This window comes from Novosphingobium sp. AAP93 (assembly GCF_001296055.1).
Taxonomy (GTDB): Bacteria; Pseudomonadota; Alphaproteobacteria; order Sphingomonadales; family Sphingomonadaceae; genus Novosphingobium.
Map to the genome: position 1 here is coordinate 46,582 of NZ_LJHZ01000030.1, position 13,465 is coordinate 60,046.

Here is a 13,465-nt window from a genome sequence, read left to right on the forward strand (position 1 = left end):
GCGATCAGGCTGCGACGGGCAGCATGGCCCCCATGACAAGGGCTTCGGGCGCGGCGTGGTACTGGAGCGTGCCGCCGAGCATATCTACCAGTCCGCGCAGCATGGCGGCGGGCGCGGTGCGGCTGGAGAGTTCCTCCGCCGGCAATTGGCCTTCGAGCGCGAGGCCGATAGTGCGATCGAACACCACGCGGGCGCCGGTCGCGCGGATCACGATCTCGCTGCTGGGCCTGGCGCCATCCGTGCGCAGTTCCGCCGCGATATCGAGCGTGCCGCCGCGCACCAGCGCCTCGATCCCGATGAGCGCGAGGTTGAGCAGGGTCTTGACCGCGGGCTTGGGCAGGCTGTCACCGGCAAGCGCCCAGTTGGCCTGGATGCGCCCGTTGTTGCCGACCAGCGCGTCGATCAGCTGGCGCGCTTCGGCGAGTGGCACCATGTCGCCAAAGCCGCCCGCCGCGCCGAAGGCGAGGCGGAAGAAGCGCAGCTTGTCCGCCGAGATGCGCGCGCTTTGCTCCAGCAGTTCGAAGCACTTCTGGCGCATCTCGGGGTCCTTCTCGTCGGCGAGGAGTTCAAGACCATTGGTAAGTGCGCCGACGGGGGAGAGCATGTCATGGCACAGCCGCGAGCAGAGCAGGCTGGCGAGTTCGAGCGAATCGGGGGTCATGTTCAGAATTCAGGCCTTTTCGCTGAAGAGGTTGACACGGTTGACACAGTCCTGAGCGAAATGCGCGAGGTCCCGGTCAGAGCCGTCTGGAAGCCATCACGAAGCACGGAGGGATGGAGCAGGCGTGACATCACTTACCAGCCTTAACCCTCCTTGATGCGGTAGGAAAGCGCTTCGAACCCGGATGGGGCATCGCGCCACAGGCTGACATCTCCCGCTGCCGCAATTGCCCAGATGCGGCCATCGCCGGAAGCCATGGCGGCATCGGTCGCGGAGGGGCAGGCAAGGCCATTGGGGTGCGAATGGAAGTAGCCGATCAGCTCTGGTCCACCGTCGCGCGCGGCCTTGTGGGCGGCGATCAGCGCGGCAGGATCGATCTCGAAATGGCGGGCGGGTTCCGGGTGCACGTTGGCGGTGGGCTCGGCGGCGATGATGTGGCTGGCAGTGCCGAACAGCAGGCCGCAGGCTTCTTCTGGATGGGCCTGCACGGCGGCATGCAGGATCGCGCTGTGGGCTTGTGGTGATAGGGTGGTTTGCACTGGCGCTGAAGTTTTGTTCGACTGTTCGCCCTTTGACAAGCTCAGGATGACCTCATCAAGAGCGGATCTTTCTTCCCCCAAGGATACATCCCCACCCCGCTCATCCTGAGCTTGTCGAAGGATGGTGGCGCCACCTTGCCGATTACGGGCAAGCTCTGAAACCAATGCCCAATCTCCCGCAATCAGTGCTTCCTTCTTGGCTCGGCTCCAGCCTTTGATCTTCCGCTCCGCTGCAAAAGCATCATCGCGGCTGTCGAAACGTTCGCACCACACCAAAACCACAGGCCGGCGGCGCGCAGTATAGCCGGCGGTCACGCCGGTCTGGTGCTGTCCGATGCGCTGTTCGAGGTTGTCGGTATGACCGGCGTAGTATGAACCATCGGCGTAACGCAGCAGGTAGGTGTGAAAGTCCATGCTGCTGGGCTAGCGTTGTGAATGGTGCTTCGACAAGCTCAGCACGAGCGGTTTTGGTTGGAACCGGGATGGGATAGCATCCGCTTGTCCTGAGCCTATCGAAGGATGCTACCTGTCCATCAGCCGCCCAGCCGCTTCCAGAGGACGATCTTGTCGTTACCGTCCTCGTAGAAGTCGCGGATGCGCGCTTCGCGGGTGAAGCCGAGCGCGGCATAGAACGCCTGCGTCGCCGTGTAGCCCTCGAGGCTGGACGTCTCCACGATCAGCACCCGGTTGCCTGCTGAGGCAAGCCGTGTGGTCAGTTCGGCGATGAGGGCGGTGCCCACCCCCTCATTCTGCCGCGCGGGATCGACCGCGATGCCGGGTCTGGTCGGGAACCGCTCCCCGCAAGCGGGGGAGCGCGCATCAGAGGGTCATCTAATCACCATCGCCGGGCCGTTGCCCGACGTCGGAGGGCTGATGTGGGGGGGCAAGCGGCGGTCAATCGTTCCACCCTGAGGGCTGACATAAAACGGTATCAATCCGCTGGAATGGTCAAAATTGGTTGTGGTCCGGGGGAAATGTCATGGCGGTGTACAATAGTCTCGGGACCACGTGGTCCAACAACGACCCCTTGGCGACCGAGCAGCAAACCATGATCGGGCGGCTTTCGGGCGGCCGGTATGTGGTGGTGTGGGTCGATGGAAACAGCGGCGCGAACAATATTCTCGCGCAGGTTTTCAATGCCAACGGCACTACCGCAGGCGGGCAGTTCTTGGTCAATGACCCGCCCAATCCCGCCGAGCAGCGCTTCAAGTTCAACCCCAGCGTAACGGCGCTGGACGACGGCAAGTTCGTGATTGCGTGGGAGGAGAGCGGCAGGGGCACGAATGGCAGCGGCATCGTCGCGCATGCCTATGACGAGGATGGTACGTCGCTCGGCGATCCCTTCCTTGCGGGAAGTTATTCGAGCGCGCTCATTTCCGGTGCTGCGGCTCCGCGGATCGTCGCGGCCGGGGGCGATCAGTTCTATGTGCTGTCGCGGACGTCGTTGCCCAACGAAAACATCAATGTCTTTGCGCAACTGGTCGATTCCTCCGGGACGATCCTGAGCGGGTTCACACAGATCAGCACGACGCCGACAAGCCAGTCGCAAATCATTGCTTTTGACGCTGCTCGGCTCATCAGCGGGTCCTTTGCCCTTTCCTATCTGAAGTTTGATGGCCCGCCAGCGTCCCCCACCGCGTCAATCGTCGTCCGGATTGCCGACGCGGCGCTGCAGGTGCTCGGTCCCGAAATCGTGGTCGATGGATCTGCGTCTTACGCCCTCGGCACGGCCAGGGAATCCGTATCGATCGCCGCGCTTGCCGATGGCGGCTTCGCGGTGAACTGGGTGGAGAATTCCGCGCGAGCCGGCTTTGCGACCGATGTCTGGGTGCAACTTTATGGCAGTTCCGGCACTGCAGCGGGCGCGCCGATCCTCGTGCAATCCGTTCCTGGCGGTTACATCAACTCGGATGTCGCCGCGCTCGACGACGGCAACTTTCTGGTTACGTGGCAAAACAGCGCTTCGAGCAACGGAGCCGGCTTGTATGGTCAGGTCTTTGACGGGACCGGAACCAGAGCCGGCCTGACGTTCCAGCTTGACCCGGGTTCCCACACCTCGGTGCAGATAACCGGCGTCGATGGCGGCGGGTTTGCGGCAACCGCGCTCGACTCCCGGACGAGCAGCGGCTCCGCCATCGCCCGACTGTTCAGCACAGGCAGCGTGCAGGCGACGAGCGGCAAAGATATCATCGTGGTGCGTCCGGATCATGTCGGTGCGATCTCCGGCCTTGGCGGCGATGACCTGATCTATGGTGACGACACCGACAATATCCTGCGCGGCGGCGCGGGCGACGACACGCTGGTGGGCGGACAAGGCAACGACATTCTGGATGGCGGCGCAAACAATGACACCGCGGTGTTCGGCGGAGCGGCCAGCAACTACCAGATCGTGCAGACCGGCACCGCCCAGTTTGAGGTGAGCCTGCGCAATGGCGGTTATACGGGCGTGCGGACGGTGATCAATGTCGAGCATCTGCGCTTTGCCGACAAGACCATCGATCTGATTTCGGCCGGTGCCGGCACCGGCACCGCGGGCAATGATGTGCTGACAGGCGGCACGGGCGATGATGTGCTGCGCGGGCTCGGCGGCAATGACCAGCTGATCGGGCTGGGCGGCAACGACAGGCTCGATGGCGGGACCGGCAACGACACCATGACCGGCGGCAGCGGCGATGACACCTATGTGGTGGACAGTGCCACCGACAGGGTGATCGAGCTGGCCAATGAGGGAACCGATACGGTGCAGACCGCGCTCGCGACCTACCGGCTGGGCAGCTTCGTCGAGAACCTGACCTTCACCTATGCCGATGCCGGCACCTACAGCGGCTACGGCAACACGCTGGATAACGTGATAACCGGCGCTGCGGGAACGGACTCGCTGTTCGGCGTGGACGGCAATGACGTGCTGAAGGGGCTTGGCGGTGCCGACACGCTCAACGGCGGCGCCGGAAATGACACGCTGGATGGCGGCACAGGCATCGATACGCTGATCGGCGGCACGGGTGATGATCGCTACATCGTCGACAACAGCCTTGATATCGTGCGCGAGGGCGTGGCTGCCGGGACCGATACGGTCGAAGCGTCGGCCAGTTTCACGCTCGCGATCAATGTCGAGAACCTGATCCTGACCGGCACCGCCGCGATCGACGGAACCGGTAACAAGGACGCCAACGTGCTGACCGGCAACGCGGGCAACAATGTCCTGTCCGGTCTGGGCGGTGCGGACACCATCGACGGTGGCGCGGGCAACGATATGCTGGACGGTGGCACCGGGCAGGACCGGCTGACGGGCGGGCTGGGCAGCGATACCTTCGTCTTTTCGACGCTTTCGAGCACGACCCTTGGCAGCTCTCTCGATATCGTGACCGACTTCACGGCCAGCGACGGCGACAAGCTCGCCTTCAGCAAGACGGTGTTCACGGCGCTGGGCGCAGTTGGTGCGCTGGGTGCCGACGCGTTCTATGCGGGTACGGCGGCGCACGATGCGACGGACCGGATCATCTACAATCAGGCCACCGGGAACGTGTTCTACGATCCCGATGGCACCGGCAGCAGGGCCGCCGTGCTGATCACGACGCTCGGCGATACGGTGCGCCCGGCGTTGTCGTTCTCTGACATTCTGATTGTTGCCTGAAGGCTGGCGCGCGTCCGGTTCAGGCGGCGAGGCGGTCCAGCCCGACGAGGCGGCGGCCTTCTGCGGTCTTGATCGAGAAGTCGGTGCCGAGGAATGGGTCTGCCGCCGGGGTGCAGAGCCACGCTACGGCTTCGGCAGCCGCTTCGGCCGAAATATAGGCGCTGTCGGCAAGGCGGCTGACCGGATTGAGGCCGGATGCGCGGATCGCTGCCTGCATCTCGCCCGCGACCGGACCCGGCGAGAGGCCGATCGAGCGCAGGCCCTGCTCGCCATACTCCTTGTGGAGGTGGCGGGTGAGCATCTGCACCGCCGCCTTGGTCGCGCAGTAGTGGCTCCAGCCTTCCATCGGGGCATTGGCGGCGCCCGAGTTCATCGCGAGGAATGTGCCCCCGCTTTCAAGCAGCGCGGCGAGCGCGGCGCGCGCGGTGTTGTAGACGCCCTTGAGGTTGACGTCGACGACCGCGCTCCACGCGGCGGGATCGCTGTCACCCAGCCTTGCAATGGGTTCGATCGAGCCGGCATTGGCGATCACGATATCGAGACGGCCATGGCGAGCCAGAGTGGCTGCAATCGCGGCCTCGACAGCCGTGTAGTCAGTGACGTCGATGGCGAGCGCATCGGCGCTGCCACCAGCGGCGCGGAACGTGGTGGCGGTGGCTTCGGCGGCTGCGAGGCTGCGCGCGGTGGCGACAACGTGGGCACCAGCTGCAGCAAGACGGGCGGCGATTGCGGCGCCGATGCCGCGATTGGCGCCGGTGATGAGGGCGACGCGGCCTGTGAGATCGATGGGGTTCATGGGGAGGGCCTTTGCTGGAGTGGATGACTCGGAAGTATTATCAGTCTCGAATTTGAAAAAGGCGGGCGCTAGAGATATACTTTTGCGCAATACGCAAAGGTAGGCGCATGGACATCGAGACGCTGCGGATACTCGCCGAGGTGGCGCACCGGGGGAGCTTCTCCGAAGTCGCGCGCAACAGGGGTACTGAGCCATCGTCGATCTCTCGCGCGGTGGGGGTGATCGAGGCGGAGCTGGGCGAGCGCCTGTTTCACCGCACCACGCGCAAGCTTTCGCTGACCGAGGCGGGCGCGCTTTATCTCGCGCGGATCGAGCCGCTGGTGGCGCAGCTGGAGGAGGCCGGGGCGGAAGCGCGGGCGATCGGGCGGGGACCGGTGGGGACGCTGCGGCTTTCGGTCTCGGTCGCCTATGGGATGGTGCGCGTGATGCCGATGCTGGCGCGCTTCCGCGCGCGGTACCCGGAGCTGACGGTCGAGCTGCTGATGAGCGACACGCAGGTCGATCTGGTGCGCGAGGGGATCGATCTGGCGGTGCGACTGGCCCCGGCGCAGGAAGCGAACCTTATCGCGACACGGCTGGTGCCGACGCGCTACCGGGTGGTGGCGGCGCCGGAATGGCTGGCTGCGCATCCGCTTGCAGCTCCGGCCGATCTGGCGGCTTGCGAGGCGCTGCGGTTCACGTTGGCGGGCTTTCGCGACCGCTGGATCTTCCGCGATGGGGGAGGTACCGAAGAAGTGGTGCCGGTCGGCGGGCGGCTGCTGATCTCAAGCGCGCTGGGGCTGCGCGAGGCGGCGCTGGCGGGGATGGGACCGGCGTTGCTGGCGGACTGGATGATTGCGGACGATCTGGCTTCGGGCCGACTGGTCGATTGCTTTCCGGCTTACGATGTGGCGGCGACCGACTTCGACACCGGCGTCTGGGCGATCTATCCGAGCCGGAATTTCCTTCCGGGCAAAGTGCGCGCGATGCTCGATTTCCTGCGGGCGGAGCTGCCGAAGCCGCAGGTTCTTGCGAGGCGCTGACACGCTTCCCATATCGGACGAACCATGGGGGTATGCGAGACGATCATCGAGGGGACCATTCCCGCCGGCGGGCTGCGGCTCGACCGGGCGCTGGCCGATGTCTCGGGCCTTTCGCGCGAGCGGATCAAGACGCTGATGGACGAGGGGCGGGTTGCGCTGGCGGGCAAGACGGCGGCGCAGGCCTCGCTCAAGCCCGCCGAAGGGACGCCGTTCTCGATCCGCGTGCCTGAAGCCACACCGGCCGAGGCGGCGGCGCAGGATATTCCGCTGAGCGTGGTTTACGAGGACGCGCACCTCATCGTCGTCGACAAGCCGGCGGGGCTGGTGGTCCATCCGGCGGCGGGCAATCCCGATGGGACGCTGGTCAACGCGCTTTTGCATCATTGCCGGGGCCAGCTCTCGGGCATCGGCGGGGTGGCCCGACCGGGGATCGTCCACCGGATCGACAAGGATACCTCCGGGCTGCTGGTCGTCGCCAAGACCGATGCGGCGCACGAGGGGCTGGCCACGCAGTTTGCCGACCATTCGATCCACCGCGTCTATCAGGCGGTGACGACCGGGGTGCCGGTGCCGGCGGCGGGCACGGTGCGCGGGGCGATCGGGCGCAGCGAGCGGGATCGCAAGAAGATGGCGCTGGTCTCGGAAGGACGCGGCAAGCACGCGGTGACGCACTACCGCACCATTGAAGTGCTGAGCGGCGCGGCACTGGTCGAATGCCGCCTCGAGACCGGGCGAACCCACCAGGTGCGCGTTCACCTTGCATCAATCGGCCATGCGCTAGTGGGGGATCCGGTCTATGGACGCACCTCTTCCCAGCACAAGCCCCTGCTCGCCCGGCTCGGCTTTCGCCGGCAGGCACTGCACGCCGCCGAGCTTGGCTTCATCCACCCGGCGAGCGGTGACTCGGTGCGCTTCGCCAGCCCGACGCCCGTCGATCTCAGGACGCTCATCGTCGAACTGGGAGGGCAGGGTGGCTGACCATATGGCATGGAACAAAGGTGCAATGCCCCAAAAACGCGCTGTATCGAACGGCGCTACGCGGGCGAATAGTTTTGCTGTGTGGCACGACTCGACCGGCTTGGATATATCGGAACAAGCCGCGAACGTATCGCGACACAGCCTGAGCCGGGTTTGGCTTCAGAGGTTCGCGCCCCCTCCCTCTCCCAGCGGGCGCGGCGAAAGGATGTGTTCTGGTGTCTGAGAAGAAATCGACCGCGCTGGTCCCTGCCCTTGGCGGCGGTGAAGCGGGGCTCAATCGCTATCTCGCCGAGATCCGCAAGTTCCCCGTGCTCACGGCCGAGCAGGAATACATGCTCGCCAAGCGTTATCAGGAGCATGGCGATCCGGAGGCCGCTGCGCAGCTGGTGACCAGCCACCTGCGCCTCGTGGCCAAGATCGCCATGGGCTATCGCGGCTATGGCCTGCCGGTCAGCGAGCTGATCTCCGAAGGCAACATCGGCCTGATGCAGGGCGTCAAGAAGTTCGAGCCCGACCGCGGCTTCCGCCTAGCGACCTATGCGATGTGGTGGATCAAGGCCTCGATCCAGGAGTTCATCCTGCGCTCGTGGAGCCTGGTGAAGATGGGCACCACCGCGGCGCAGAAGAAGCTGTTCTTCAACCTCAGGCGGATGAAGAAGAACCTCGAGGCGTTCGAGGATTCGGACCTGCATCCGGACGACGTGAAGAAGATCGCGACCGACCTCGGCGTGTCCGAGACCGAAGTCGTCAACATGAACCGGCGCATGATGATGGGCGGCGATGCCAGCCTCAACGTGTCGGTCCGCGAGGACGGCGAAGGTTCGTGGCAGGACTGGCTGGTCGACGACAGCCCGCTGCAGGACGAAACGGTGGCCGACGCCGAGGAAGCGCATCTGCGCCATGCCCTGCTGGTCGAGGCGATGGACAGCCTGTCGGAGCGCGAGCGGCATATCCTGACCGACCGGCGCCTGATCGACGAGCCCAAGACGCTCGAGGAACTGAGCCAGGTCTACAACGTCAGCCGCGAGCGCGTGCGCCAGATCGAGGTGCGCGCGTTCGAGAAGCTGCAGAAGGCGATGCAGCGCATTGCCGGTGAGCGGCATCTGCTGATGGCGTGACGGGGCGGTTTCGGGCCGAGTTCTGATCAGAACCGGTGCGCAAAGCCCAGCAGCAGGGCGTGATCGGGTGCGGACGGGGTAAGCCCGATATCGACTTCGATGTCGATTTGCAGTGAAGGCGAGACCTGCCATGCGGCGGCGAGGGCGAGGCGGCTTTCGGTGGCGACGCCCTCCGGGTCTTCGTCGCGAAAAGCGGACAATTCGGCGGATAGGGACACCGCACGGGTCAGCGCATGCTCGAGGCCTGCCACGGCGCCCCAAGCAAGGTGGCGACCCCGGCCCGAGGCGTTCACGGCAGCAGCGATCTCCGGCGTGGCGATCAGGGTGAAACCGGCAGGCAAGGGCAGTGCGATAGGGAGCAGCACACCCGCGCCCCAATCGCCGGCACCGCCGGGTGGACGGCCGACGGGTACGGCCACATAGGCCTGCACGGCAAACTTTGCTCCCGTTTCGCTGCCAAAGCCATGGCGCACCGCGAACGTCGCATCGCCAAGACCGCTCGCCGCATCGCTGATGGCGCCAGCCTGGCTAAAGCTGTGGGTCCAGCCGCCGAGGCCTATTTCGATCTCGGTCGCGCGGCCGAGGCCTGCGCGGAACAGCGCATCGCCATGGACCAGACTATCGTCGCGCCTGCCGGGGCTGGTGCTGCGCTCCCAACCTACCGCAGCCAGTTCGACCATGATACCGCCTGCGGGCAGCGTGCAGGGCGGTGTGCCGAGGCCCGGGCGGTTGGCGCACAAGTCGGGTCCATCATCGGCGCGGGCGATCGTGGGGGCGAGCACCGAGGCCAGCACGGTCAAAGCTGCCAGAATGACGCGGACGGTGCGGTGCAAAGCCCTGTGCTCCCGATTGCCAGCGGCGTTCTGCGGGGTATTATCGCAGTTGCATGGACGAAGAATTACACAAGCTCAAGAACGAGGGGTATTTCCCGGCGCGCCGCCGCCGTCCGGGTCTGCTGCATCAGGTGGCTTGGCTTCTGACGCGGCTGGTCGCGGCGTTCCTGTTCCTCAGCGTGACGATGGTGGTGGTCTACCGTTTCGTGCCGGTGCCCGTCACCTTGACGATGATCTTCGATCCCAACGGCATCACCAAGGAATGGGTGCCGCTTTCCCAGATTGATCGCAACATGGTCGACGCCGCGATTGCCGGTGAGGACGGTAAGTTCTGCGAGCACCATGGGTTCGATCAGGATGCGATCCTCAAGGCGTGGGAACGCAACCAGCAAGGCGGACGCATCCGCGGCGGCTCCACGATCAGCCAGCAGACGGCCAAGAACGTGTTCCTGTGGCAGGGTGGCGGCTATCTCAGGAAGGCGCTGGAGGCCTGGTTCACCGTGCTGATCGAGACGATCTGGGGCAAGCGGCGGATCATGGAAGTCTACCTCAACGTCGCCGAGACGGGGATCGGGACCTATGGCGTCGAAGCCGGGGCGCAGCGCTATTACAAGAAATCGGCGGCGCAGCTCAGCCGGGTCGAGGCGGCGCGGATTGCTGCAGCCTTCCCCCAGCCCAAAGTGCGCGCGGTGACGGGGGCGACCGGCTTCACGCGGCGCCATGGCAATGTGATCGCCAAGCGGGTGACCACGGTGCGCGCGGACTACGATACCTGCGTTTATCAATAGGGGCGCCCCCGGGCGCGCTGTGCTTGATTGGCGGGCGAAAGGAGATCTCGCCATGCCGCAGGTGGTCATTCACGCCTATCTGGAGTTTGCCGATGAGGCCACGCGCGACGAAGCGGTGCGGCTGACGGGTCCGATCCAGTGGAAGACGCGCACCGAGGAGCCCGGCTGCCTCGAGTATTGCTTTGCCGCCGATCCCTGCGTGCCGAACCGGGTGACAGTGCACGAGCTGTGGGAGGACCATGCCTCGCTCGTCGCGCATTTCCAGCACACCTATTATGCGCAGATGCGCGATGCGCTCGTCGGGCTGGGGCCAACAGCGACGTGGAACCGGATGTACGAAGTGAATCGTGATTCGCCCGTGTACCGGGCGGACGGCGCGGTGCGCACCGTCCTGTTCGACGACTAGGCCGCTTCCGCAGCCGGTTCGCCTTGCACCGAAATCAGCCAGCGCGCGGTTCCTTCGAGACCGATGGCTGAAAGCAGGCCGGAAGAATAGGCGCCCGTATCGAGACTGATGCGCAGCGGCGAGACGTGAGGGGTCTCGAGGATCGTGTGGCCATGGACGACCGCGAAATTGCGCGTTTCCGGGCCTTCGATGAACTCGCCGCGGATCCAGCGCAAGTCCGAGACCTTCTGCTCCTCGAGCGGAACGCCCGGGCGCACACCGGCATGCACGAAGACGTAGTCGCCGATCTGGATGCGGTCTTCCATCGACATCATGAACTCGACATCTTCCGCCGGAACCACCTCGCGCATGATTGCGCGCAATTCCTCGAGCGTGGCGCGGCTGTAGACGTCGGGCTCTATGGGGTAGCTGAGCAAGGTTTCGCGTCCGCCATGGCGGAGGAAATGGCGCAGCGTATCATCGCGCTCGAAGCTGCCGAGGAACATTTCCTCGTGATTGCCGGCAAGGATGCGCACCTTCCGGCGCTTGGCCCATTCGCGTGCGGTGGCGATCACGCCCGCGCTGTCCGGCCCACGATCGACAAGGTCGCCAAGCAGGATGACAGTCGTATCCGCAGCGGGGCGACCGACTTCATCGGCTTCGATCCGCGCGATCATCCGGCACAGCAAGTCGTAGCGGCCGTGTATATCGCCGATCGCGTAAACGCGCTGACCGTCCGGGACCGATGGAGTCACCTCCGGCTCGGTGCGGTAGTCGAGAAGGGAACGCAGCAGTTTGAGCATCAATAACCGGCCTGACTAAAGATATATGGGCCTTCGTTTTGGCCATACAAGGCGAGCGTGTTGCATGGTGCGGAATTGCAACAGACCGTGGGAAAGGCGCGACCAGCCGTTGGCACGCTCTGGTGCAGGCGGAACGACGCGAACCACGGAACAAGGGAACCCGCATGCGTATGTCCAGCAAGGCCCTCATGGCCGCAACCTTTGCTGCCCTGTGCCTCGCCGTAGCGGCGTCCGTGCAGAACGTGCTCAACTGTAACTTCACGTCGCCCCATCGCGGCAATACCTATGTCTGCGCCGAGCTGGGCTGCGCGATCCCGGGCACTCCGTTGAGCGTCCATCCGCACATCGCGCACACCGGCGGCGGCTTCCCGAAGGAATCCACCGATTAGAACGTCGGGATTACCGCAAGGTATATGAACCTCGCGCTCAATGCCTGAGTAGTCGGCACATGCATGACCCGCAGCGACTTTGCCGGGCGCGGTCCGTGCAGCCGTGCCTCCTCGCCCGCCCTGATCGCGGCGTGCTCGAACGTCTACCTCCGCACGACCAAGCCGGTCGGCGTGGTCTCGCTGACCGCCTCGTTCTGAGCCCGTTGCAGTTCGGTCAGCGCAGATAGAAATCGATCGTGGTGACGACGCGGACTTTCTTGAACGGCGTGTCCGACACACCCCAGCCGCCGCCGCCATCCCCGTCGCGCGCGCTGACTTCGAAGTAGCCCTGCGTCGCGTTCTTGATTCCGCCGACGCCGGTGCCGCTGTCTTTGGCGAACTGTTCGGCGGACCGGCGGGCGTCCTTGGTCGCCTCGGCCACCATGGCGGGCTTGATCTTGTCGAGCCCGGTGAAGGTATAGGCCATGCCGGACCCTTCCTCGAGCATCACGCCGCGCCGGACGAGGTCGAACTGGCGGCGCACGGCATCCTGCGCGCGGCGGATGTCGGTGGTGCGCAGTGCCATCCGCTGGCGCACGGTGAAGCGCGTCACGCCGTTGTCGGTGCTGGTGCTGACGTTGACGCCGGTCGGCTGGAGTGCTTCGGCGGGGAAGCCGAGGCCGGCGAAGAAGGCGCGGATTTCCTGGCTGTCGTGATCGACGCTGGCCTGCGCGCTGCCCATGTCTTCGGCCGTGGCGGAGTAGGCGATGGTCCAGGTGGCGAGATCGGCGGTCACTTCGCGCTCGGCAAGGCCGCGCACGGTGACGGCACGGTCCGCCTCCCGGCTGCGGCGCAGGCCGTCGCCGAGGAGATAGCCGCCGACAACCATGCCGACCGCAAGCACGCCGGCAGCGGCCAGCATCGGGCGCGCAATGCCTGACGGGGCGAGGCGGCCAAGAAAGGATTGGGAATCGGCGGCGGGCTCACTATCGGTAGTCATGGCTGCATGGTCTCCCTGTCGGGCGTCTCGCCCTGCGATGAACTGTGCGATTCTGTCGATGAACCGAGTTTGAATGACCAAGGAGACACTACGGTGACCAAGTTCCTCCACGCGATGATCCGCGTGACCGACCCGGAGGCGACGATCGCCTTCTTCGAACTCTTCGGCGTGAAGGAAGTTCGCCGGTTCTCCAGCGAGAAGGGCCGCTTCACGCTGATTTTCCTTGCGGCGCCGGGCGAGGAAGGCGTGGCCGAGGTCGAGCTGACCTACAACTGGCCGCCCGAAGACGGCAGCGCGGGCGAAGTCTACACCGGTGGGCGCAACTTCGGCCACCTCGCCTACCGGGTGAGCGACATCTACGAGACCTGCGCGAGGATCCAGGCCGCGGGCCACATCATCCACCGTCCCCCGCGCGATGGCCACATGGCCTTCGTGAAGAGCCCGGACGGCATCTCGATCGAGTTGCTGCAGGATGGCCACCTCGAACCCGCCGAGCCGTGGGCGAGCATGGAGAATACCGGCAGCTGGTGAGGGCCGTTC

General features: G+C 65.2%; 16 protein-coding genes. 9 read left to right on the top strand and 7 right to left on the bottom strand.

Translation table 11 applies throughout. The features are described 5' to 3' along the window. Positions 1-4: 4 nt before the first annotated feature. From IP83_RS07290 to IP83_RS07300, 3 genes are all read right to left on the bottom strand, one after another. Positions 5-661 (bottom strand): histidine phosphotransferase family protein, encoded by a 657-nt coding sequence (locus tag IP83_RS07290; RefSeq protein ID WP_054121547.1) that lies wholly within the window; start codon positions 659-661, stop codon positions 5-7. A gap of 143 nt (positions 662-804) precedes the next feature. Then, positions 805-1,614: a Mov34/MPN/PAD-1 family protein gene (locus IP83_RS21115; RefSeq protein WP_369817004.1), complete on the bottom strand. Its 810-nt coding sequence runs from the start codon at positions 1,612-1,614 to the stop codon at positions 805-807. A 119-nt stretch (positions 1,615-1,733) separates the two neighbouring features. Further along, a complete protein-coding gene (locus IP83_RS07300; protein WP_082364563.1) occupies positions 1,734-1,973 on the bottom strand; it encodes an N-acetyltransferase in 240 nt (79 codons plus the stop codon). A gap of 206 nt (positions 1,974-2,179) precedes the next feature. Between IP83_RS07300 and IP83_RS20860 the strand changes: the two genes are divergently transcribed. Further along, positions 2,180-4,834 (top strand): calcium-binding protein, encoded by a 2,655-nt coding sequence (locus tag IP83_RS20860; RefSeq protein ID WP_054121549.1) that lies wholly within the window; start codon positions 2,180-2,182, stop codon positions 4,832-4,834. 19 nt (positions 4,835-4,853) lie between these two features. Here the strand turns inward: IP83_RS20860 and IP83_RS07310 are convergent, their stop codons facing one another. Further along, positions 4,854-5,630: an SDR family oxidoreductase gene (locus IP83_RS07310; protein ID WP_054121550.1), complete on the bottom strand. Its 777-nt coding sequence runs from the start codon at positions 5,628-5,630 to the stop codon at positions 4,854-4,856. Between the two features lie 107 nt (positions 5,631-5,737). Here IP83_RS07310 and IP83_RS07315 point away from each other — a divergent pair, with 107 nt between their 5' ends. The 3 genes from IP83_RS07315 (at position 5,738) to rpoH (ending at position 8,748) form a co-directional block, all read left to right on the top strand. Next, complete coding sequence (locus IP83_RS07315) at positions 5,738-6,652, top strand: LysR family transcriptional regulator (protein ID WP_054121551.1); 915 nt, start codon at positions 5,738-5,740, stop codon at positions 6,650-6,652. 24 nt (positions 6,653-6,676) lie between these two features. Beyond that, a complete protein-coding gene (locus tag IP83_RS07320) occupies positions 6,677-7,630 on the top strand; it encodes an RluA family pseudouridine synthase (RefSeq protein ID WP_054121552.1) in 954 nt (317 codons plus the stop codon). 215 nt (positions 7,631-7,845) lie between these two features. Further along, positions 7,846-8,748 carry an RNA polymerase sigma factor RpoH gene (rpoH, locus tag IP83_RS07325; protein WP_054121553.1) on the top strand — a complete coding sequence of 301 codons (903 nt, stop codon included), beginning with the start codon at positions 7,846-7,848 and terminating at the stop codon, positions 8,746-8,748. Between the two features lie 26 nt (positions 8,749-8,774). Here rpoH and IP83_RS07330 read toward each other — a convergent pair whose 3' ends face one another. Continuing rightward, positions 8,775-9,581 carry a transporter gene (locus IP83_RS07330; RefSeq protein WP_197274307.1) on the bottom strand — a complete coding sequence of 269 codons (807 nt, stop codon included), beginning with the start codon at positions 9,579-9,581 and terminating at the stop codon, positions 8,775-8,777. Between the two features lie 53 nt (positions 9,582-9,634). Between IP83_RS07330 and mtgA the strand changes: the two genes are divergently transcribed. Both mtgA and IP83_RS07340 read left to right on the top strand, forming a co-directional pair. Next, a complete protein-coding gene (mtgA, locus tag IP83_RS07335; RefSeq protein WP_054121555.1) occupies positions 9,635-10,369 on the top strand; it encodes a monofunctional biosynthetic peptidoglycan transglycosylase in 735 nt (244 codons plus the stop codon). A 52-nt stretch (positions 10,370-10,421) separates the two neighbouring features. Continuing rightward, entirely contained in the window at positions 10,422-10,775 is a 354-nt protein-coding gene (locus tag IP83_RS07340) for a putative quinol monooxygenase (protein ID WP_054121556.1), read from the top strand. Here IP83_RS07340 and IP83_RS07345 read toward each other — a convergent pair. Further along, positions 10,772-11,557, bottom strand: coding sequence for a metallophosphoesterase family protein (locus IP83_RS07345; RefSeq protein WP_054121557.1), 786 nt, complete (start codon positions 11,555-11,557; stop codon positions 10,772-10,774). The genes IP83_RS07340 and IP83_RS07345 overlap by 4 nt on opposite strands. A gap of 164 nt (positions 11,558-11,721) precedes the next feature. Between IP83_RS07345 and IP83_RS07350 the strand changes: the two genes are divergently transcribed. Then, positions 11,722-11,946 carry a hypothetical protein gene (locus IP83_RS07350; RefSeq protein WP_197274308.1) on the top strand — a complete coding sequence of 75 codons (225 nt, stop codon included), beginning with the start codon at positions 11,722-11,724 and terminating at the stop codon, positions 11,944-11,946. Positions 11,947-12,009: 63 nt separating this feature from the next. Beyond that, positions 12,010-12,144 (top strand): hypothetical protein, encoded by a 135-nt coding sequence (locus tag IP83_RS21020; RefSeq protein WP_255352071.1) that lies wholly within the window; start codon positions 12,010-12,012, stop codon positions 12,142-12,144. Between the two features lie 16 nt (positions 12,145-12,160). On the opposite strand, the gene IP83_RS07355 is transcribed toward IP83_RS21020, so the two are convergent. Then, positions 12,161-12,847, bottom strand: a complete 687-nt coding sequence (locus tag IP83_RS07355; protein ID WP_054121559.1) for an SIMPL domain-containing protein — start codon at positions 12,845-12,847, stop codon at positions 12,161-12,163. Between the two features lie 171 nt (positions 12,848-13,018). Between IP83_RS07355 and IP83_RS07360 the strand changes: the two genes are divergently transcribed. Then, the gene (locus IP83_RS07360) at positions 13,019-13,456 is read left to right on the top strand and encodes a VOC family protein (protein WP_054121570.1); all 438 of its coding nucleotides are present in this window, start codon (positions 13,019-13,021) and stop codon (positions 13,454-13,456) included. Positions 13,457-13,465: the final 9 nt, after the last annotated feature.

Bases quoted from the DNA above. Each gene is read 5' to 3' on its own strand.
- IP83_RS07315 (WP_054121551.1), top strand. From the start codon at position 5,738: ATGGACATCGAGACGCTGCGGATACTCGCCGAGGTGGCGCACCGGGGG.
- IP83_RS07290 (WP_054121547.1), bottom strand. From the start codon at position 661: ATGACCCCCGATTCGCTCGAACTCGCCAGCCTGCTCTGCTCGCGGCTG.
- mtgA (WP_054121555.1), top strand. From the start codon at position 9,635: ATGGACGAAGAATTACACAAGCTCAAGAACGAGGGGTATTTCCCGGCG.
- IP83_RS07320 (WP_054121552.1), top strand. From the start codon at position 6,677: ATGGGGGTATGCGAGACGATCATCGAGGGGACCATTCCCGCCGGCGGG.
- IP83_RS07350 (WP_197274308.1), top strand. From the start codon at position 11,722: ATGCGTATGTCCAGCAAGGCCCTCATGGCCGCAACCTTTGCTGCCCTG.
- IP83_RS07355 (WP_054121559.1), bottom strand. From the start codon at position 12,847: ATGCTGGCCGCTGCCGGCGTGCTTGCGGTCGGCATGGTTGTCGGCGGC.
- IP83_RS20860 (WP_054121549.1), top strand. From the start codon at position 2,180: ATGGCGGTGTACAATAGTCTCGGGACCACGTGGTCCAACAACGACCCC.
- IP83_RS07345 (WP_054121557.1), bottom strand. From the start codon at position 11,557: ATGCTCAAACTGCTGCGTTCCCTTCTCGACTACCGCACCGAGCCGGAG.
- IP83_RS07340 (WP_054121556.1), top strand. From the start codon at position 10,422: ATGCCGCAGGTGGTCATTCACGCCTATCTGGAGTTTGCCGATGAGGCC.
- IP83_RS21020 (WP_255352071.1), top strand. From the start codon at position 12,010: ATGACCCGCAGCGACTTTGCCGGGCGCGGTCCGTGCAGCCGTGCCTCC.
- IP83_RS07310 (WP_054121550.1), bottom strand. From the start codon at position 5,630: ATGAACCCCATCGATCTCACAGGCCGCGTCGCCCTCATCACCGGCGCC.
- IP83_RS21115 (WP_369817004.1), bottom strand. From the start codon at position 1,614: ATGGACTTTCACACCTACCTGCTGCGTTACGCCGATGGTTCATACTAC.